Source organism: Streptomyces sp. NBC_01481 (assembly GCF_026339995.1).
Taxonomy (GTDB): Bacteria; Actinomycetota; Actinomycetes; order Streptomycetales; family Streptomycetaceae; genus Streptomyces.
Map to the genome: position 1 here is coordinate 1,681,042 of NZ_JAPEPT010000001.1, position 19,930 is coordinate 1,700,971.

Sequence of the window (19,930 nt, forward strand, 5' to 3'; positions counted from 1 at the left end):
CAGCGGCCTTCGGGAAGCGAGTGAAATGGTCACGGTGGGGTGAGCCGCTGAGGGTGGGCGGCGACGGGCGTCCTGGTGGAACGGGACGGAAGGTGTTCACATCCCGGCTGTGGCATTCACAGCGCCGTGTCACCCCGCATTGAAGCGCGTTGACCTGCCCTCGACAAGGACTGATGCTGAACCGCAGCTTCCGGACGCGCTCCTCCATCCCCACCCCATAGGGAGGATCGCGATGCGCAACGCTGATCGCCACGGCGGCCTGGCACCGCCGCCGCGCCTGGCGGCCCGGGGTTCCGCACCGGACCCGCGCGTGGGGTTCCAGGGCGGGGTCCCGGCACACACCACGGGCCCGCACTGTCACCCCCCGCCAGTAGGGTGGAGCGCATGGCAGACCCCTCCAGCTACCGCCCCAAGCCGGGACAGATCCCCGACTCGCCGGGGGTCTACAAGTTCCGCGACGAGCACCGCCGGGTGATCTACGTCGGGAAGGCGAAAAGCCTGCGCCAGCGCCTCGCCAACTACTTCCAGGACCTCGCGAGTCTGCACCCGCGCACCCGCACCATGGTCACCACGGCCGCCTCCGTCGAGTGGACCGTCGTCTCCACCGAGGTCGAGGCGCTCCAGCTGGAGTACTCCTGGATCAAGGAGTTCGACCCCAGGTTCAACGTCAAGTACCGGGACGACAAGAGCTATCCGTATCTCGCGGTCACCCTCAATGAGGAGTTTCCGCGGGTCCAGGTGATGCGCGGCGCCAAGAAGAAGGGCGTGCGCTACTTCGGTCCCTACGGCCATGCCTGGGCGATCCGCGAGACCGTCGACCTGATGCTGCGCGTCTTTCCCGTCCGTACGTGCTCCGCGGGGGTCCTGAGGAACCACCAGCAGAAGGGACGCCCCTGTCTGCTCGGCTACATCGGCAAGTGCTCCGCACCCTGTGTCGGCCGGGTCACCCCCGAGGAACACCGCGAACTGGCCGAGGAGTTCTGCGACTTCATGGCCGGCCGCACCGGCACCTACATCCGCCGCCTCGAGAAGCAGATGACGGCGGCCGCCGAGGAGATGGAGTACGAGAAGGCGGCGAGGCTGCGCGACGACATAGGGGCGCTCAAGCGGGCCCTGGAGAAGAACGCGGTCGTGCTCGCGGACGCCACCGACGCCGATCTGATCGCCGTCGCCGAGGACGAGCTGGAAGCCGCCGTACAGATCTTCCATGTCCGCGGCGGACGCGTCCGCGGCCAGCGCGGATGGGTCACCGACAAGGTCGAGGCCGTCGACACCGCCGGCCTCGTCGAGCACGCGCTTCAGCAGCTGTACGGCGAGGAGAAGGGCGACGCGGTCCCCAAGGAAGTCCTCGTACCGGCGCTGCCCGAGGACACCGGCGCGGTCAGCCAGTGGCTGAGCGACCGCCGCGGCTCGAACGTCTCGCTGCGCATCCCCCAGCGCGGCGACAAGAAGGACCTGATGGAGACGGTCCAGCGCAATGCCCAGCAGGCCCTCGCCCTGCACAAGACCAAGCGCGCCAGCGACCTGACGACCCGCTCGCGCGCCCTGGAGGAGATCGCCGAGGCCCTCGGCCTCGACTCGGCGCCGCTGCGGATCGAGTGCTTCGACATCTCCCACCTCCAGGGCGAGGACGTCGTGGCGTCCATGGTGGTTTTCGAGGACGGCCTGGCCCGCAAGAGCGAGTACCGCCGCTTCCAGATCAAGGGCTTCGAGGGACAGGACGACGTCCGGTCCATGCACGAGGTCATCAGCCGCCGCTTCAAGCGCTATCTGGCCGAGAAGGACAGGACGGGGGAGTGGATCGGCGAGGACGCCCCCGAAGACGCCCCGGAGGACGACGGCAAGCGCAAGCGTTTCGCGTATCCGCCGCAGCTCGTCGTGGTAGACGGCGGACAGCCCCAGGTGGCCGCCGCCCAGCGCGCACTCGACGAGCTCGGCATCGACGATGTCGCCGTCTGCGGACTGGCCAAGCGCCTGGAGGAGGTCTGGCTGCCGCACGACGACGACCCGGTGGTCCTGCCGCGCTCCAGCGAGGGGCTGTATCTCCTGCAGCGCGTCCGTGACACAGCTCACGACTTCGCCATCCGCTACCAGCGCTCCAAGCGGACCAAGCGCATCAGGATCAGCCCGCTCGACGCCGTGCCCGGTCTCGGCGAGACCCGTAAGCAGGCGCTGATCAAGCATTTCGGCTCGGTGAAGCGGCTGAAGCAGGCGACAATCGAGCAGATCTGCGAGGTTCCCGGCATGGGTCGCAAGACCGCGGAGTCCGTGGTCGTGGCCCTTGCCCAGGCGGTTCCGGCCGCCCCTGCCGTGAATACGGCAACAGGAGAGATCATTGAAGAGAACGACGGGGGAAGTACGACATGACTGAGCACGACGGAGACGGAGCAGCAGACGTGAGTACGGGCACCACGATCGAGCCCGGCGGAGCCGCGGAGGCGGCCATCCCCGAGCTGGTCATCATCTCCGGTATGTCGGGTGCCGGGCGCAGCACGGCCGCGAAGTGTCTCGAAGACCTCGGCTGGTTCGTCGTCGACAACCTGCCGCCCGCGCTGATCCCCACGATGGTGGAGCTCGGCGCCCGCTCGCAGGGCAATGTCGCCCGAATCGCCGTCGTCGTCGACGTACGCGGCAGGCGGTTCTTCGACAACCTTCGTGAATCCCTCGCCGACCTGGACTCCAAGCAGGTCACGCGGCGGATCGTTTTCCTCGAGTCCTCCGACGAGGCCCTGGTCCGCCGTTTCGAGTCGGTCCGCCGTCCGCACCCGCTGCAGGGCGACGGCCGGATCGTCGACGGCATCGCCGCCGAGCGTGATCTGCTGCGCGAGCTGCGCGGCGACGCCGACCTGGTGATCGACACCTCCAGCCTCAACGTGCACGAGCTGCGCGCCAAGATGGACGCTCAGTTCGCGGGCGACGAGAAGCCGGAGCTGCGCGCCACGGTGATGTCGTTCGGGTTCAAGTACGGACTGCCCGTCGACGCGGATCTCGTCGTCGACATGCGCTTCCTGCCGAACCCGCACTGGGTCCCCGAGCTGCGCCCCTTCACCGGCCTGAACGAAGAGGTGTCGAACTATGTCTTCAACCAGCCCGGCGCCAAGGAGTTCCTCGACCGCTACACCGAGCTGCTCCAGCTGATCGCCGCCGGTTACCGCCGTGAGGGCAAGCGGTACGTGACCATCGCCGTCGGCTGCACCGGTGGCAAGCACCGCTCCGTCGCCACGTCCGAGAAGCTGGCCGCCCTGCTCTCCTCCGCCGGGATCGAGACCGTCGTCGTCCACCGGGACCTGGGGCGCGAGTGACCGGACGCAACCTTCGTCTGAGGCGGCTGCGCAGGGCCACGCACGCGCCGACCGGACGGAAACGCGGCGCGCAGCCCAAGGTCGTCGCGCTCGGCGGCGGCATGGGCCTGTCCGCTTCGCTCACCGCCCTGCGCCGTATCACCGGCGACCTCACCGCGGTCGTCACCGTCGCCGACGACGGCGGCTCCAGCGGCCGGCTCCGCGACGAGCTGGGCGTGCTGCCCCCCGGCGATCTGCGCAAGGCCCTGGCGGCACTGTGCGGCGACGACGACTGGGGCCAGACCTGGGCCCGCGTCATCCAGCACCGCTTCCAGTCCGAGGGCGACCTGCACGAACACGCGGTCGGCAATCTGCTGATTGTCGCCCTGTGGGAGCAGCTGGGCGACCATGTCCTGGCGCTGGACCTGGTCGGCAAGCTGCTGGGCGCACACGGCCGGGTGCTGCCGATGTCCGCCGTGCCGCTGGAGCTCCAGGCGCTGGTACGGGGCCACGACCCGGCCCGCCCGGACGAGGTGGACACGGTCCGTGGCCAGGCCACCGTCGCGCTCACCCCGGGCGAGGTGCAGTCCGTGCACCTCGTCCCGCACGACCCGCCGGCCGTGCCGGAGGCCGTCGAAGCGGTCCTGGACGCCGACTGGGTGGTCCTCGGCCCCGGTTCCTGGTTCTCCTCGGTGATCCCGCATCTGCTGGTGCCCGAACTGCTGGACGCGCTGATCGAGACCAGGGCCCGCCGGGTCCTCTCGCTCAACCTCGCGCCGCAGCCCGGCGAAACAGATGGCTTCTCACCGCAGCGTCATTTGGAGGTTTTGGGACGACACGCGCCTAAACTCGCCCTGGACGTGGTGCTGGCCGACGAGGCCGCTGTGCCCGACCGCGAGTCCCTCGCCGACGCCGCAAAGCGGTTCGGCGCCGCGGTCGAGCTGGCGCCCGTGGCCTCGCCCAATGGTGTTCCGAAGCATGATCCGGAGCTGTTGGCCGCCGCGTACGACCGTATTTTTCGGATGCATGGAAGGATCGGCCCATGGCGATGACGGCAGCGGTGAAGGACGAAATCTCCCGGCTTCCCGTCACCCGGACCTGCTGCAGAAAGGCGGAGGTCTCGGCGATCCTTCGGTTCGCGGGCGGGCTGCATCTGGTCAGCGGCCGCATTGTGATCGAGGCGGAGCTGGACACCGGCATCGCGGCACGCCGGCTGAAGCGGGACATCCTGGAGATCTTCGGCCACAGCTCCGAGCTCATGGTGATGGCGCCGGGGGGACTGCGCCGCGGCTCGCGCTATGTCGTACGGGTGGTGGCGGGCGGCGACCAGCTGGCCCGCCAGACCGGTCTGGTCGACGGCAGGGGCCGCCCGATCCGGGGACTGCCGCCGCAGGTCGTCTCGGGCGCCACGTGTGACGCGGAGGCCGCCTGGCGCGGCGCGTTCCTGGCACACGGTTCGCTCACCGAGCCGGGCCGCTCCTCCTCGCTGGAGGTCACCTGCCCGGGTCCGGAGGCCGCTCTCGCGCTGGTCGGCGCCGCCCGCCGGCTCTCCATCGCCGCCAAGGCGCGCGAGGTGCGCGGTGTGGACCGTGTCGTCGTGCGCGACGGGGACGCGATCGGCGCGCTGCTGACCCGCCTCGGCGCCCACGAGTCCGTGCTCGCCTGGGAGGAGCGGCGGATGCGGCGCGAGGTGCGCGCCACCGCCAACCGCCTCGCCAACTTCGACGACGCCAATCTGCGCCGCTCGGCGCGCGCCGCGGTCGCCGCGGGCGCCCGCGTCCAGCGCGCGCTGGAGATCCTCGGCGAGGAGGTGCCCGAGCACCTCGCGGCGGCCGGACGGCTGCGCATGGAGCACAAGCAGGCGTCCCTGGAGGAGCTGGGCGCGCTCGCCGACCCGCCGCTGACGAAGGACGCCGTCGCGGGCCGTATCCGCCGACTGCTCGCGATGGCGGACAAGCGGGCCCAGGATCTCGGCATTCCGGGCACGGAGTCCAACCTCACCGAGGAGATGGCGGACGGCCTCGTGGGCTGATCCACCGTCACCGCTCGTTCCACCGACCGCTGTCGCCGTTCACCCGAACGCCGACAGCGGTTGTATGTGCACTCCTTCGGACGGCGTGGCTGTCTTGACATGGCCATGGGGTGTGATGAGTCTGGCGTCTGTTCACTTTCCTGGCAGAAACCAGCAAGGGGGGCCAATGAGACGAAGAGCGAGATCGATCCTCGCCGCCGTATCACTCCTGACAGCCGGACTCGCGGCCGCGCCGCTCGCCCAGGCACAACCCGCGGGCGACGGCGACGGACTGTCCGTATGGCGCGCCCAAGTCACCAAGACCCAGGTCCCGCTGATCCTCGCGGCGGGCGCCGACGGTCATGAACTGACCGAGCAGGTGCCCGACAAGGGCGCCGCCACCGTGGAGCTCTACCTCACCGACAAGCAGGCCGCCGCTCTGCGCAAGCAGGGCATCGAGGTCACCGAGCACACCGTCTCCTCCTCGGCCGAGAGGCGGGTGGCGGCAGCCGGCGACGGCGTCTTCCGCCCGTACGGCGGAGAGAACGGCCTGAAGCGCGAAATCCTCGCCACCGCGCAGGCCCATCCCGCCCTCACCAAGGTCGTCAGCATCGGCAAGACCGTCAAGGGCCAGGACATCCTCGCCCTCAAGGTCAGCAAGGGCGCCAAGAAGTTTCGGGACGGCTCCAAGCCCTCCACGCTGTACCTGTCCAACCAGCACGCGCGTGAGTGGATCACCCCGGAGATGACCCGGCGGCTGATGCACTACTACCTGGCGAACTACGGCAAGGACCCGCGGATCACGAAGATCGTCGACTCCACCGAACTGTGGTTCGTCATCTCCGCCAACCCCGACGGCTACGACTACACGTTCACCGGCACGGACGAGCGCCAGTGGCGCAAGAACCTCCACGACAACAACGGCGACGGCAAGATCACCCCGGGCGACGGCGTCGACCTCAACCGGAACTTCGCCTACAAGTGGGGCTACGACAACGAGGGTTCGTCCCCCGACCCGGCCTCCGAGACCTACCGCGGCACCGGCCCGGCGTCGGAGCCCGAGACCAGGGCGCTCGACGCCTTCGAGAGGCGCATCGGCTTCGAGTACGGCATCAACTACCACTCCGCGGCCCAGCTGATCCTGTACGGAGTCGGATGGCAGGTCGCCACCCCGACCCCGGACGACGTGCTCTACCAGTCCCTCGCCGGTACGCCGCAGAACTCCGCGATCCCCGGCTACCGCCCCCAGGTCTCCTCCGAGCTCTACACGACCAACGGCGAGGCCGACGGCCACGCGGCCAACGTCAACGGGATGATGATGTACACCCCGGAGATGTCGACCTGCGGGACCGCCTCGCGCATCGACCCCAACGACCCCTGGAACCCGGCCGACTGCGCATCGGTGTTCACCTTCCCCGACGACGAGAAGCTGATCCAGCAGGAGTTCGCCAAGAACATCCCCTTCGCGCTCTCCGTCGCCGAGACCGCGGCCCATCCCGACCAGCCCTCCTCCTCGCTCGGTCTGATGGCCGCGGACTTCACCCCCGACGCCTTCACCACCTCCTACGCGCGCGGTGGCGACCAGGAAGTCTCTGTCGTCGCCCGTAAGTCCGTACGCGACAAGGAGCTCAAGTACCGCGTCAACGGCGGCCGTACCCACGACCAGACGCTAAAGCGCTGGAAGGGCGGCGAGACCTATGGCGGGGACGACAACATCCGCTTCGACGAGTACCGCGCCAAGGTCAGGGACGGGGACGTCGGCGACACGGTCGAGGTCTGGTTCACCGGCGAGACCCGGGCCGGAGAGCCCACCGCCAGCGAACACTTCACCTACACGATCGCCGAAAGGCCGCGCGCCGACACACTGGTGATCGCGGAGGAGGGCGGCACCGCCCCGGCGAAGAACACCGCCGCGTACACCAAGGCCCTCGCGGACAACGGCCGCCGTGCCGCGGTCTGGGACGTCGCGACGCAGGGCGTCCCCAGCGCCCTCGGCGTGCTCGACCACTTCAAGACCGTCGTCTGGTACACCGGCGCGGACCAGCCCTCCGCGGCGACCACCGGCGTCGTACGGGACTACCTCAACGAGGGCGGCAAGCTGATCAACGCCGGTGAGCAGGCCGGCGGCACGATCGACCTGGGCGGCGCGGACTCCAACGACTTCGCCCAGTACTACCTCGGCGCCTACAACCGCGTCGGGCTCAAGTCCCCGCCCTCCTTCGCCGGTTCCGGGGCGCTCGCGGGCGCGACGGCGGCGCTCGGCGACGCGAGCGGCAATCCGCTCGACCTGGCCGGGGCGTACACCATCACGTCGGACACCCTGAAGCCCGACCAATTCCCGCAGTTCGAGAGCGCGTCCGCGGGCACCTATCCGGGGACCCGCACGCCCTTCGAGCCCGCCGTAGGCGAATGGTTCGCCGCGGCGAAGCACCAGGACGACGCGTACATGCGCCTGGCGCGCACGGTGGATCTGTCCGGCACGGCGGCCACCGCCAAGCCGAGTCTGCAGTTCCAGCTCAGCTACGACACCGAGCGCGGTTTCGACAATGTCGTCGTCGAGGCGCACACCGTGGGCCAGGACGACTGGACGACCCTGCCGGACGCCAACGGCGGCACCACCAGCGAGGTGCCCGTCCAGTGCGAGGAGGGCTACTACGTCAATGGCCACCCCTTCCTCGCCCACTACCTGACGGTCGCGGCCTCCGGCTGCACGGCGACCGGCACGAGCGGCGCGTGGAACCGCTTCACGGGCTCCTCCAACGGCTGGCAGCAGGTCTCCGTGGACCTCAGCGCCTACGCCGGGAAGCAGGTCGAGCTCTCGATCTCGTACGTCTCCGACCCGGGCACCGGCGGAGTCGGCGCCTTCGTCGACGACACCAGGCTCGTCGTCTCAGGCACCCCGCAGGGTCCCGAGGGCTTCGAGACCGCGCTCGGCCCGTGGGCCGTGCCAGGGCCTCCGGCCGGCAGCCCGGGGAACACGGTCGACTGGGCGCGGGCCCAGGCGCTCTTCCACTCCCAGGCCGCCGTCACCACCGAGGACAGCGTGCTGATCGGCTTCGGCCTCGAGCACGTGCCCGCTCCGGGCGACCGCAAGAACGTCATCGGGAAGGCGCTGAGGGCCCTCGGCAGCTGACACCGCGAAGCGCGCCACGGCGGCTCCTGCCCCTGCCGAAACCCTACTGAGGGGTAGGAGTCACCGTGGCTCGCACAGGCCCTCTCGATGTCACTCGCAGGCCGCCAGGGGGGTAGGGTCGTAGGCGGTCGGGGACATCCCATACAGCTCGCCGGCGTCGAAACCCGGCGTACCAACGAGGAGATCGGTTCGTGACGATCCGCGTAGGCATCAACGGCTTTGGCCGCATCGGTCGTAACTACTTCCGCGCGCTGCTGGAGCAGGGTGCAGACATCGAGATCGTGGCTGTCAACGACCTTGGTGACACTGCGACCACCGCCCACCTTCTGAAGTACGACACGATCCTGGGCCGCCTCAAGGCCGAGGTGACCCACACCGCCGACACGATCACCGTCGACGGCCGCACCATCAAGGTGCTGTCCGAGCGCAACCCCGCCGATATTCCGTGGGGCGAGCTGGGCGTCGACATCGTCATCGAGTCCACCGGCATCTTCACGAAGAAGGCCGACGCCGCGAAGCACATCGCCGGCGGCGCCAAGAAGGTCCTCATCTCGGCTCCGGCCAAGGACGAGGACATCACCATCGTGATGGGCGTCAACCAGGACAAGTACGACGCGGCCAACCACCACGTCATCTCCAACGCCTCCTGCACCACCAACTGTGTGGCGCCGATGGCCAAGGTTCTCGACGAGAACTTCGGCATCGTCAAGGGGCTGATGACCACGGTCCACGCGTACACGAACGACCAGCGGATCCTTGACTTCCCGCACTCGGACCTGCGCCGTGCCCGCGCCGCCGCCGAGAACATCATCCCGACCACCACCGGTGCCGCGAAGGCCACCGCGCTGGTCCTCCCGCAGCTCAAGGGCAAGCTCGACGGCATCGCGATGCGCGTTCCGGTCCCGACCGGTTCGGCCACCGACCTTGTGGTGGAGCTGCAGCGCGAGGTCACCAAGGACGAGGTCAACGCCGCGTTCAAGAAGGCCGCCGACTCCGGCGACCTGCAGGGCGTTCTCTTCTACACCGAGGACCCGATCGTCTCCTCGGACATCGTCGGCGACCCGGCCTCCTGCACCTTCGACTCCTCCCTGACCATGGTCCAGGAGGGCAAGTCGGTGAAGATCCTCGGCTGGTACGACAACGAGTGGGGCTACTCCAACCGCCTCGTGGACCTCACGGTCTTCGTCGGCGGCCAGCTCTGATCTGCAAGCTGATCTGCAAAGAGAGCACCACGATGTGAGCGACAGGGCTTGGGCCGCGCAACGAAGCGCCGCCCAGGCCCTGTCGCACGTACCAGCCGTACGAGGAGCCGCATTTTCATGAAGACGATCGACCAACTTCTCACCGAAGGGGTCGCGGGCAAGCGGGTATTCGTCCGCGCCGACCTCAATGTGCCGCTCGACGGCACCACGATCACCGACGACGGCCGCATCCGCGCGGTCCAGCCGACCGTCGCCAAGCTCGCCGAGGCGGGCGCGCGCGTCGTCGTCGCCTCTCACCTGGGCCGCCCCAAGGGCGCCCCGGACCCGGCCTTCTCGCTCGCCCCGGCCGCACGGCGCCTCGGTGAGCTGCTCGGCGCCGATGTAGCCTTCGCGACCGACACCGTCGGTGAATCGGCCAAGGCCGTCGTCGCGGGCCTCGCCGACGGCCAGGTCGCCGTCATCGAGAACCTCCGCTTCAACGCCGGCGAGACGAGCAAGGACGACGCCGAGCGCGGCGCGTTCGCGGACCAGCTGGCCGCCCTCGCCGATGTGTACGTCGGCGACGGCTTCGGGGCCGTCCACCGCAAGCACGCCTCGGTGTACGACCTCCCGGCCCGGCTGCCGCACGCCGCCGGCTACCTCATCGCCACCGAGGTCGGCGTCCTGAAGAAGCTCACCGAAGAGGTGCAGCGCCCGTACGTGGTGATCCTCGGCGGCGCCAAGGTCTCCGACAAGCTCGGCGTCATCGACCAGCTGCTCGGCAAGGCCGACCGCATCCTCATCGGCGGCGGCATGGCCTACACCTTCCTCAAGGCCAAGGGCCACGAGGTCGGCATCTCCCTCCTCCAGGAGGACCAGATCCCGACCGTCACCGAGTACATGGAGCGCGCCGAGAAGAACGGCGTCGAGCTCGTCCTGCCGGTCGACATCCTGGCCTCGGGCGAGTTCCCCGACCTGAAGACCAAGGCCCCGGCCGACTTCATCACCGTCGACGCCGACAAGATCCCCGCCGACAAGGAGGGCCTGGACATCGGCCCGAAGTCGCGCGAGCTGTTCGCGTCGAAGATCGCCGACGCCGAGACCGTCTTCTGGAACGGCCCGGTGGGCGTCTTCGAGCACCCCGACTACGCCCAGGGCACCAAGGCCGTCGCCGAGGCGCTGCTCGGCAGCAAGGGCTTCACCGTCGTCGGCGGCGGCGACTCGGCAGCCGCCGTGCGCACGCTCGGCTTCGACGAGAACGCATTCGGCCACATTTCCACCGGCGGTGGCGCCAGCCTCGAATACCTCGAGGGCAAGACGCTCCCCGGCCTCGCCGCACTGGAGGACTGAAAACCGTGAGTGAACGTATCCCGCTGATGGCGGGCAACTGGAAGATGAACCTCAACCACCTCGAGGCCATCGCGCACGTCCAGAAGCTCGCCTTCGCCCTGGCGGACAAGGACTACGAGGCCGTCGAGGTCGCCGTCCTGCCGCCCTTCACCGACCTGCGGTCCGTACAGACCCTGGTCGACGGCGACAAGCTCAAGATCAAGTACGGCGCCCAGGACATCTCGGCGCACGACTCCGGTGCGTACACCGGCGAGATCTCGGGCCCGATGCTGGCCAAGCTGAAGTGCACCTACGTCGCCGTGGGCCACTCCGAGCGCCGCCAGTACCACGCCGAGACGGACGAGCTCTGCAACGCCAAGGTCAAGGCCGCCTTCAAGCACGGGCTGACCCCGATCCTCTGCGTCGGAGAGGGCCTGGACATCCGCAAGGCGGGCAACCAGGTCGAGTACACGCTCGCGCAGCTCGACGGCGGCCTGAAGGACGTCCCGGCCGAGCAGGCCGAGTCGATCGTGATCGCGTACGAGCCGGTGTGGGCCATCGGCACCGGCGAGGTCGCGACCCCCGAGGACGCGCAGGAGGTCTGCGGTGCGATCCGCGGGCGTCTGGCGGAGCTGTACTCCCAGGAGCTAGCCGCCAAGGTTCGCATCCAGTACGGCGGCTCGGTGAAGGCCGGGAACGTCGCCGCGATCATGGCGCAGTCCGATGTGGACGGTGCCCTGGTGGGCGGTGCGGCGCTGGACGCCGAGGAGTTCGTCAAGATCGTCCGGTTCCGCGACCAGTGAGTATGCGGTAGCGCGGATCCGTCGTACCCTTGCGGGGGCCGAGTAGGCAGCATGGAATGCCACCCGGCCCCCGTCCTCCATTTCAGTCCTAGGAAGTTGGTCCAGCCGTGATTTTCGGGTTCTCGATTGCCCTGATCATCTTCAGTGGCTTGCTGCTGCTGCTGGTGCTGATGCACAAGGGGAAGGGCGGCGGCCTCTCCGACATGTTCGGTGGCGGAATGCAGTCCTCGGTGGGTGGCTCCTCGGTCGCCGAGCGTAACCTCGACCGCATCACCGTGGTAATCGGTCTGCTGTGGTTTGCCTGCATTGTCGTACTTGGTCTGCTGATCAAGTTGGACAGCTGACCCAGGCCATCCACGTCCCGGAGTGGGGTGTAACTCCAATCACTGGACGAGCGTTGGGCCTTACGTAGACTGGGGCACCGCGGCGCAGCCGCTGTGAGACGCTGTGCAGCACCATCACGCAGGGAGTTACGACCGTGGCAAGTGGCAACGCGATCCGGGGAAGCCGGGTCGGAGCGGGGCCGATGGGTGAGGCCGAGCGGGGCGAGTCCGCGCCGCGCCTGCGCATCTCCTTCTGGTGCTCCAACGGGCACGAGACGCAGCCGAGCTTCGCCAGCGACGCACAGGTCCCCGAGACGTGGGACTGCCCGCGCTGCGGGTTCCCGGCCGGTCAGGATCGGGACAATCCACCGGACCCGCCGCGTACGGAGCCGTACAAGACGCACCTCGCCTATGTGCGCGAGCGGCGCAGCGACGCGGACGGTGAGGCGATTCTCGCCGAAGCGCTGGCCAAACTGCGGGGCGAGATCTAGAGATTGCGGTCCGGCCGGACACCCGAGGGTGCCCGGCCGGACTTTCCTTTTGACGCGTCCTCCGCTTCTTCGGCGCGTCTTTCGCGATGCGTCTCTTCTACGTACGCCGTGGCACCCCGCTGATCAATTAGGTTGGAGACGCAGCGGGGCACGCAGGCAGGTACGAGAAGAAGTGGGCTGATGTCCAAGATGAGCGCAGAAGGCCGTACGAGGCTCAACCAGACGCCCGAATGGGCCGCTCTCGGCAAGCACCGCGAGCAGCTGGGACAGACACATCTGCGGGAGCTGTTCGCGGCCGACGAGGCACGCGGCAGTGGCTACACCCTCCAGGTCGGGGACCTCCACCTCGACTACTCCAAGCACCTGGTGACCGACGAGACGCTGGCGCTGCTGCGCGAGCTGGCCGCTGCCACCGGCGTCGGCGCCCTGCGGGACGCGATGTTCCGCGGCGAGAAGATCAACACCACGGAGAACCGGGCCGTTCTGCACACGGCCCTGCGCGCCCCGCGCGACGCCGTGATCGAGGTGGACGGCGAGAACGTGGTGCCCGCCGTGCACGCGGTGCTCGACAAGATGGCCGCCTTCTCGGAGCGGATCCGCTCCGGCGAGTGGACCGGCCACACCGGCAGGCCCATCAAGAACATCGTCAACATCGGCATCGGAGGCTCCGATCTGGGCCCCGCCATGGCCTACGATGTGCTGCGCTCCTTCACCGCGCGCGATCTGACGTTCCACTTCGTCTCGAACGTCGACGGGGCCGATCTGCACGAGGCCGTACGGGACCTGGACGCGGCCGAGACGCTGTTCATCATCGCCTCCAAGACCTTCACCACCATCGAGACGATCACCAACGCCACCTCCGCCCGCGACTGGCTGCTCACCGAGCTGAACGCCGGTCAGGAGGCCGTCGCCAAGCACTTCGTCGCACTGTCGACCAATGCCGGGAAGGTCGGCGACTTCGGCATCGACACGGCCAACATGTTCGAGTTCTGGGACTGGGTCGGCGGGCGCTACTCCTACGACTCCGCCATCGGGCTCTCGCTGATGATCGCGATCGGCCCGGACCGCTTCCGGGAGATGCTCGACGGCTTCCACCTGGTCGACGAGCACTTCCGTACGGCACCGCCTCAGACCAACGCCCCGCTGCTGCTGGGCCTGCTGGGCGTCTGGTACGGCGCGTTCTTCGACGCGCAGTCGCATGCGGTGCTGCCGTACTCCCACTACCTGTCCAAGTTCACCGCGTATCTGCAGCAGCTCGACATGGAGTCCAACGGCAAGTCCGTGGACCGCGAGGGCAACCGCGTGGACTGGCAGACCGGACCCGTCGTCTGGGGCACGCCGGGCACCAACGGGCAGCACGCGTACTACCAGTTGATCCACCAGGGCACCAAGGTCATCCCGGCGGACTTCATCGGCTTCGCCAGGCCCGTCGCGGATCTGTCGCCGCGTCTGGTTGCCCAGCACGACCTGCTGATGGCCAACTTCTTCGCGCAGACCCAGGCGCTCGCCTTCGGCAAGACGCCGGAGGAGGTACGGGCCGAGGGCGTGCCCGAGGAGCTGGTGGCGCACAAGACCTTCCGGGGCAATCACCCGACGACGACGATCCTCGCGGACGAACTCACGCCGTCCGTCCTCGGCCAGCTCATCGCGCTGTACGAGCACAAGGTGTTCGTCCAGGGCGCCATCTGGAACATCGACTCCTTCGACCAGTGGGGGGTCGAACTCGGCAAGGTCCTCGCCAAGAAGATCGAGCCGGTACTGACCGCGGGGACGGGCGGCGAGCAGCTGGACAGCTCGACCGCGACGCTGGTGGCCAAGTACCGCACGCTGCGCGGTCGCTGAGCCGATGACGGGGGAGGGCGCGGTGCGGCTGAGGCCGCCGAACAATACGCTCGACGAGCGGGTCGTCGGCTGGTGGCGGGTCCAGTGGCTGCTGGCAACGGCAGTCCCGGTGGTGGTACTGGCCGTGCTGGGCGCGCTCATCGCGCCCGCGCGGCCACCGCTGCTGACGGTCGCCGCGGTGGTGGCGGTGCTGGGTCTGGCCGCCGCCGCCTCCTTCCCCGCCTGGTGGTTCCGGGTGCACCGCTGGGAGGTCACGGACGAGGCCGTGTACGTCCGTACGGGAGCGCTCTGGCAGGAGTGGCGGATCGCGCCCATGTCCCGGATCCAGACCGTCGACACGGTGCGCGGACCGCTGGAACAGGCTTTCCGGCTCGCCACGGTCGTTGTCACGACCGCGTCCTCCAAAGGCGCGATCAAGATCGAGGGGCTCGACCATGAGCTCGCCTCCCGGCTCGCCGAACAGCTGACCCGGATCACCCAGGCAACACCCGGGGACGCGACATGAGCTCCCCGGACGGGGACTGGCAGCGGCTCGAGCGGCGTACGGTCCTGGTCGCCGCGCTCGTCATGGCGGGCGTGGCCGCGGGCGCCGGGCTGCCCACCGCACTCGGACTCGCGGGCGACATGCCGCTGTGGCAGGCGTTCGCCTGGGTACTGGCCGGGGCCGTGCCGATGATCGCGGCGGGCGCGGGCGCGGACTATGTACGGTGGCGCCGCACCCGCTACCGCATAGGTCCCGAGCGCGCCGAACTCCACACCGGACTGCTGCTGGTCAGGCGCCGCTCGCTGGCCCGCGAACGCATCCGCAGCGTCGACCTTGCCGCCAATCCGCTGCTGCGCGTCCTCGGCCTGGTCAAGGTGCGCATCGGCACCGGCGAACACAGCGGCGGCGAGTCCACGCTGGAGCTCGACGCTGTCGGCAAGGCCGAGGGTGAGAGGCTGCGCAGGGAACTGCTGGCCCGGGCGGCACCGGAACCCGGCATACGCGAGGGCGAACTCGCCGCACTCGACCCGGCCTGGCTCCGCTACGCCCCGGTCTCTTTCGTCGCCCCGCTGCTCGGCGGCGCGGCCGCCGGCGGTGTGATGCAGGTCAGCGAATGGTTCGGGGCCCAGGGCAAGGTCGTCGACTGGGTGGGAGACCGTGTCCGGGACACCTCCGTCCTCTGGACGGTCCTGGTTCTGGCCGGCGCGGTCCTGGTCGCGGGGATCGTCGGCGCGCTCGGCCTCTGGATCGAGATGTGGTGGAACTACCGCCTGGAGCGGGAGCCCGGCGGCACACTGCGGGTGCGCAGGGGCCTGTTCACCGCCCGCTCGATCTCCATAGAGGAGCGCAGGCTGCGCGGTGTGGAACTGGTCGAGCCGCTCGGCGTCAGGCTGCTCGGCGCGGCCCGTGTCGACGCGATCGCCACCGGGCTCGTCGACGACGAGCAGGACAAGCACGGCGATCTGAAGGTGCTGCTGCCTCCGGCGCCGCGGGCGGTGGCGGACGAGGTGGCAGCGCGGGTACTGCGCGAGTCCGTCGCCCCGACGAGCGCGGCCCCGCTGACCGCCCACCCGCGGGCCGCGCGTACCCGCAGGCTGAGATGGGCGCTGACGGCGTCGCTGCTGCCCCCGCTGGTGCTGACGGTCCTCGGTGCCTGGATCACGCCCGTCCTGCTGCACCTCGCGGCGGCGGTCGCGGTGGTGGGGCTGCCGGTCGCGGTGGTCCTCGCCTTGGACGCGTACCGCGCGCTGGGGCACGGCATCAGCGGCGCGTATCTGGTGGCCCGCTCCGGCACCGTCCGCCGCGCGACGGTCGCGCTGCAGCGGGGTGGGGTCATCGGCTGGACCGTGAAGCAGTCGGTCTTCCAGCGCCGGGCGGGAGTGCTGACGCTGACGGCGACGACGGCTGCGGGGGCGGGTGCGTACTCGGTCTACGACGCGGCGGAGGACGAGGGGCTGGCGTTCGCCGCGGAGGCGGTGCCGGGGGTGCTGGAGCCGTTCCTCGTCGCCGGCGGGGCTGTTCCCCTACCCGCCCCTTCCCGAACTGGGGCTCCGCCCCAGACCCCGCTCCTCAAACGCCGGAGGGGCTGAAGGTGCGGCTCGGCCGCACATTTCAGCCCGTCCGGCGATTGAGGACACGCCCGAAGGGCGTACCGGGGGTCTGGGGGTGAGCCCCCCAGTTACGGGAAGGGGCGGGGTGGGGGAGAACCCCCGGTCAGGGCGACGCCGGCGGGTACAGCCCCCGCGGCAGCCCCGCCGCCGCCGCCGCGTCCAGCAGCCACAGTGTCCGGCTGCGGCCGTGCGCTCCCGCGGCCGGTGCCTGGACCTCCCCCGCGCCCGAGAGGGCTATCGTCACCGCCTTCGCCTTGTCCTCGCCCGCCGCCAGCAGCCAGACCTCGCGTGCCGCCCGGATCGCCGGGAGCGTGAGCGAGATACGCGTGGGCGGGGGCTTGGGCGCGCCGTGGACGCCGACCACCGTGCGGGAGGACTCACGGACCCCGGGCAGCTCGGGGAAGAGCGACGCCACATGCGTGTCAGGGCCGACGCCCAGCATCAGGACGTCGAACGTCGGCACCGGGCCGTGGTCCTCCGGGCCCGCCGCCGCAGCGAGTTCGGCGGCGTACGCGGCGGCCGCGGCATCCGCGTCGCTGCCGTACGGGCCGTCCGACGCGGGCATCGCGTGCACCCGCGCCGGATCCACCGGCACGCTGTCGAGCAGGGCCTCACGGGCCTGTGTGACATTGCGCTCCGGGTCGCCCTCCGGGAGGAACCGCTCGTCTCCCCACCACAGGTCCAGCCGTGGCCAGTCGATCGCGTCCCGGGCCGAGGAGGCCCCGAGCGCGGCCAGCAGGGCGTTGCCGTTGCGGCCGCCCGTCAGGACCACCGACGCCGAGCCGCGTGCGGCCTGCGCGTCCACGATCTTGGTGATCAGGCGCGCCGCCGCGGCCTGTGCCATCAGCTCTTTGTCACGGTGGACGACGAGCTGCGGTGCACTCACTTCGCGGCCGCCTTCTTGGCCCCGGCTGCCTTCTTCGCGGGTGCGGAATTCTCGGCGGACTTGGCTGACTTGGGCGCGTCGGCCGCGTCGTCATCCCCGTCGGCCAGCCGGTGGACGCCGAACCGCAGCGCCGAGGCGTAGGTGTCGTCCGGGTCGAGCCGCCGCAGTTCCTCCGCGATCAGCTCGGCCGTGTCGCGCCGCTTGAGCGCCACCGCCCGGTCCGGCTGCCCTTCGATGGACAGCGTCGCGAGCGAGCCGTCCGCCCGGTCCAGCACGATCTGCCCGGTGCTGGTCTCCATCCGTACGGCCGTGAGGCCCGGACCGGCGGACTGCGACCGCTTCACCGGTACGTGCAGCCGGTCGGCCAGCCACATGGCGAGCAGCTCGCAGCTCGGGTTGAACTCCTCGCCCTCCACCTCGACCGATGTGACCTCGCACATCACCTGGTCCAGGGCGGCCGCGAGCATGGAGCGCCACGGCGTGATCCTGGTCCAGGAAAGATCGGTGTCGCCCGGGGTGTAGGCCTCGGCGCGGGCGGTCAGTTCGTGTACCGGCTGCTCGGAGGCGTACGTGTCCGTGACGCGGCGCTGCGCCAGCGTGCCCAGCGGGTCGTTGGACGGGTCGCTCGGCGAGTTCACCGGCCACCAGGCTACGACTGGTGCGTCGGGCAGCAGCAGCGGCAGGACCACCGACTGGGCGTGGTTGACCACCTCGCCGTACAGCCGCAGCACCACCGTCTCGCCGGTGCCCGCGTCCGCGCCGACGCGCACCTCGGCGTCCAGGCGGGCCTTGGCCCGGTCGCGCGGCGAGCGCGAGACGCGCTTGATGACGACGAGGGTGCGCGAAGGGTGTTCGCGCGAGGCCTCGTTGGCGGCCTTCAGTGCGTCGTAGGCGTTCTCCTCGTCGGTGACGATGACGAGGGTGAGCACCATGCCGACGGCCGGGGTGCCGATCGCCCGGCGCCCCTGCACCAGGGCCTTGTTGATCTTGCTGGAGGTGGTGTCCGTAAGGTCGATCTTCATGGCCGACGCCAGCTCCGTCCGTCTCGTGCGAGCATTTCGTCCGCCTCGACCGGGCCCCATGTACCGGCCTGGTACTGCGGAGGCTTGCCGTGCTTGTCCCAGAACTGCTCGATCGGGTCGAGGATCTTCCAGGAGAGCTCGACCTCGGCGAGCCTCGGGAAGAGGTTGGAGTCGCCGAGCAGGACGTCGAGGATGAGGCGCTCGTACGCCTCGGGGCTTGATTCGGTGAAGGACTCGCCGTACGCGAAGTCCATCGAGACGTCCCGGACCTCCATCGAGGTGCCCGGCACCTTCGAGCCGAACCGCATGGTCACACCCTCGTCCGGCTGGACCCGGATCACCAGGGCGTTCTGCCCCAGCTCCTCGGTGGCCGTGTGGTCGAAGGGGGAATGCGGGGCGCGCTGGAAGATCACCGCGATCTCGGTGACCCGGCGGCCGAGCCGCTTGCCCGTACGGAGATAGAACGGGACGCCCGCCCAACGGCGGTTGTCGATCTCCAGCTTGATGGCCGCGTACGTGTCGGTCTTCGACTTGGGGTCGATGCCGTCTTCCTGGAGATAGCCGACGGCCTTCTCGCCGCCCTGCCAGCCCGCGGCGTACTGTGCGCGCACCGTGCCGGTGCCCAGGTCCCTGGGCAACTTGACCGCGCCGAGCACCTTGGTCTTCTCGGCCGCCAGCGCGTCCGCGTCGAAGGAGGCGGGCTCCTCCATCGCGGTCAGCGCGAGCAGTTGGAGCAGGTGGTTCTGGATGACGTCACGGGCGGCGCCGATGCCGTCGTAGTAGCCGGCGCGGCCGCCGATGCCGATGTCCTCGGCCATGGTGATCTGGACATGGTCGACGTAGGAGCGGTTCCAGATCGGCTCGAAGAGCGTGTTGGCGAAGCGCAGCGCCAGGATGTTCTGGACCGTCTCCTTGCCGAGGTAGTGGTCGATCCGGAAGACCTCGTTGGCCGGGAAGACTTCGTGCACCACCTGGTTGAGCTCCATGGCGGAGACCAGGTCGTGGCCGAAGGGCTTCTCGATGACCGCGCGGCGCCAGGAGCCGTCCGTCTGGTCGGCCAGACCGTGCTTCTTGAGCTGCTGGACGACCTTGGGGAAGAACTTCGGCGGCACGGAGAGGTAGAAGGCGAAATTGCCGCCGGTGCCCTGAACCTTGTCGAGGTCCTCGATGGTGGACTTCAGCGTCTCGAAGGCGTCGTCGTCGTCGAAGTCGCCCTGGACGAAGCGCATCCCCTGGATGAGCTGCTGCCAGACCTCCTCGCGGAACGGCGTACGGGCGTGGGCCTTGACGGCGTCGTGGACCTCCTGGGCGAAGTCCTCGTGCTGCCACTCGCGGCGGGCGAAGCCGACGAGCGAGAAGCCCGGCGGCAGCAGGCCGCGATTGGCAAGGTCATAGATGGCAGGCATCAACTTTTTACGTGACAAATCGCCCGTAACGCCAAAGATGACCAGGCCCGACGGCCCCGCGATACGCGGGAGCCGTCGGTCTGCGGCGTCACGGAGCGGGTTGGCTCCGCCAGTACCGGACAAGGTGG

Annotated in this window: 16 protein-coding genes; 13 read left to right on the forward strand and 3 right to left on the reverse strand. The window is 69.5% G+C overall.

The genetic code is table 11. The features are described from left to right. Nucleotides 1–384 precede the first annotated feature (384 nt). From uvrC to OOK40_RS07805, 13 genes are all read left to right on the forward strand, one after another. Nucleotides 385–2,367, forward strand: a complete 1,983-nt coding sequence (uvrC, locus tag OOK40_RS07745) for an excinuclease ABC subunit UvrC (protein ID WP_266477575.1) — start codon at nt 385–387, stop codon at nt 2,365–2,367. Further along, on the forward strand, nt 2,364–3,302 hold the full coding sequence (gene rapZ / locus OOK40_RS07750; RefSeq protein WP_266477577.1) for an RNase adapter RapZ: 939 nt from the start codon (nt 2,364–2,366) through the stop codon (nt 3,300–3,302). Before uvrC ends, rapZ begins: the two co-directional genes overlap by 4 nt. Further along, nucleotides 3,299–4,333 carry a uridine diphosphate-N-acetylglucosamine-binding protein YvcK gene (gene yvcK / locus OOK40_RS07755; protein ID WP_266477579.1) on the forward strand — a complete coding sequence of 345 codons (1,035 nt, stop codon included), beginning with the start codon at nt 3,299–3,301 and terminating at the stop codon, nt 4,331–4,333. Before rapZ ends, yvcK begins: the two co-directional genes overlap by 4 nt. Continuing rightward, nucleotides 4,324–5,313, forward strand: a complete 990-nt coding sequence (gene whiA, locus OOK40_RS07760; protein ID WP_215093490.1) for a DNA-binding protein WhiA — start codon at nt 4,324–4,326, stop codon at nt 5,311–5,313. The genes yvcK and whiA overlap by 10 nt, the downstream gene beginning before the upstream one ends. Nucleotides 5,314–5,479: 166 nt before the next feature. After that, nucleotides 5,480–8,425, forward strand: coding sequence for a M14 family metallopeptidase (locus tag OOK40_RS07765; RefSeq protein WP_266477585.1), 2,946 nt, complete (start codon nt 5,480–5,482; stop codon nt 8,423–8,425). Between the two features lie 191 nt (nt 8,426–8,616). Continuing rightward, entirely contained in the window at nt 8,617–9,627 is a 1,011-nt protein-coding gene (gene gap / locus OOK40_RS07770) for a type I glyceraldehyde-3-phosphate dehydrogenase (protein WP_266477587.1), read from the forward strand. Nucleotides 9,628–9,744: 117 nt separating this feature from the next. Beyond that, on the forward strand, nt 9,745–10,956 hold the full coding sequence (gene pgk / locus OOK40_RS07775; RefSeq protein ID WP_266477589.1) for a phosphoglycerate kinase: 1,212 nt from the start codon (nt 9,745–9,747) through the stop codon (nt 10,954–10,956). A 5-nt stretch (nt 10,957–10,961) separates the two neighbouring features. Continuing rightward, a complete protein-coding gene (gene tpiA / locus OOK40_RS07780; protein ID WP_266477591.1) occupies nt 10,962–11,738 on the forward strand; it encodes a triose-phosphate isomerase in 777 nt (258 codons plus the stop codon). Nucleotides 11,739–11,845: 107 nt separating this feature from the next. Next, nucleotides 11,846–12,082: a preprotein translocase subunit SecG gene (secG, locus tag OOK40_RS07785; RefSeq protein ID WP_266477593.1), complete on the forward strand. Its 237-nt coding sequence runs from the start codon at nt 11,846–11,848 to the stop codon at nt 12,080–12,082. Between the two features lie 134 nt (nt 12,083–12,216). Next, nucleotides 12,217–12,552, forward strand: coding sequence for an RNA polymerase-binding protein RbpA (locus OOK40_RS07790; RefSeq protein WP_003976875.1), 336 nt, complete (start codon nt 12,217–12,219; stop codon nt 12,550–12,552). 189 nt (nt 12,553–12,741) lie between these two features. Then, entirely contained in the window at nt 12,742–14,394 is a 1,653-nt protein-coding gene (gene pgi, locus OOK40_RS07795; RefSeq protein WP_266478998.1) for a glucose-6-phosphate isomerase, read from the forward strand. Between the two features lie 4 nt (nt 14,395–14,398). Next, on the forward strand, nt 14,399–14,899 hold the full coding sequence (locus OOK40_RS07800) for a PH domain-containing protein (RefSeq protein ID WP_266477621.1): 501 nt from the start codon (nt 14,399–14,401) through the stop codon (nt 14,897–14,899). Further along, on the forward strand, nt 14,896–16,467 hold the full coding sequence (locus tag OOK40_RS07805) for a PH domain-containing protein (protein WP_266477622.1): 1,572 nt from the start codon (nt 14,896–14,898) through the stop codon (nt 16,465–16,467). The genes OOK40_RS07800 and OOK40_RS07805 overlap by 4 nt, the downstream gene beginning before the upstream one ends. A 124-nt stretch (nt 16,468–16,591) precedes the next feature. On the opposite strand, the gene pgl is transcribed toward OOK40_RS07805, so the two are convergent. Genes pgl through zwf form a run of 3 tightly spaced genes read right to left on the reverse strand, consistent with a single transcriptional unit; the run spans nt 16,592 to nt 19,925 of the window. Further along, entirely contained in the window at nt 16,592–17,374 is a 783-nt protein-coding gene (pgl, locus tag OOK40_RS07810; protein ID WP_266477623.1) for a 6-phosphogluconolactonase, read from the reverse strand. Next, nucleotides 17,371–18,396 carry a glucose-6-phosphate dehydrogenase assembly protein OpcA gene (gene opcA / locus OOK40_RS07815; protein ID WP_266477625.1) on the reverse strand — a complete coding sequence of 342 codons (1,026 nt, stop codon included), beginning with the start codon at nt 18,394–18,396 and terminating at the stop codon, nt 17,371–17,373. The genes pgl and opcA overlap by 4 nt, the downstream gene beginning before the upstream one ends. Next, nucleotides 18,393–19,925, reverse strand: coding sequence for a glucose-6-phosphate dehydrogenase (gene zwf, locus OOK40_RS07820; RefSeq protein WP_266477627.1), 1,533 nt, complete (start codon nt 19,923–19,925; stop codon nt 18,393–18,395). The genes opcA and zwf overlap by 4 nt, the downstream gene beginning before the upstream one ends. Between the last annotated feature and the right edge of the window lie 5 nt (nt 19,926–19,930).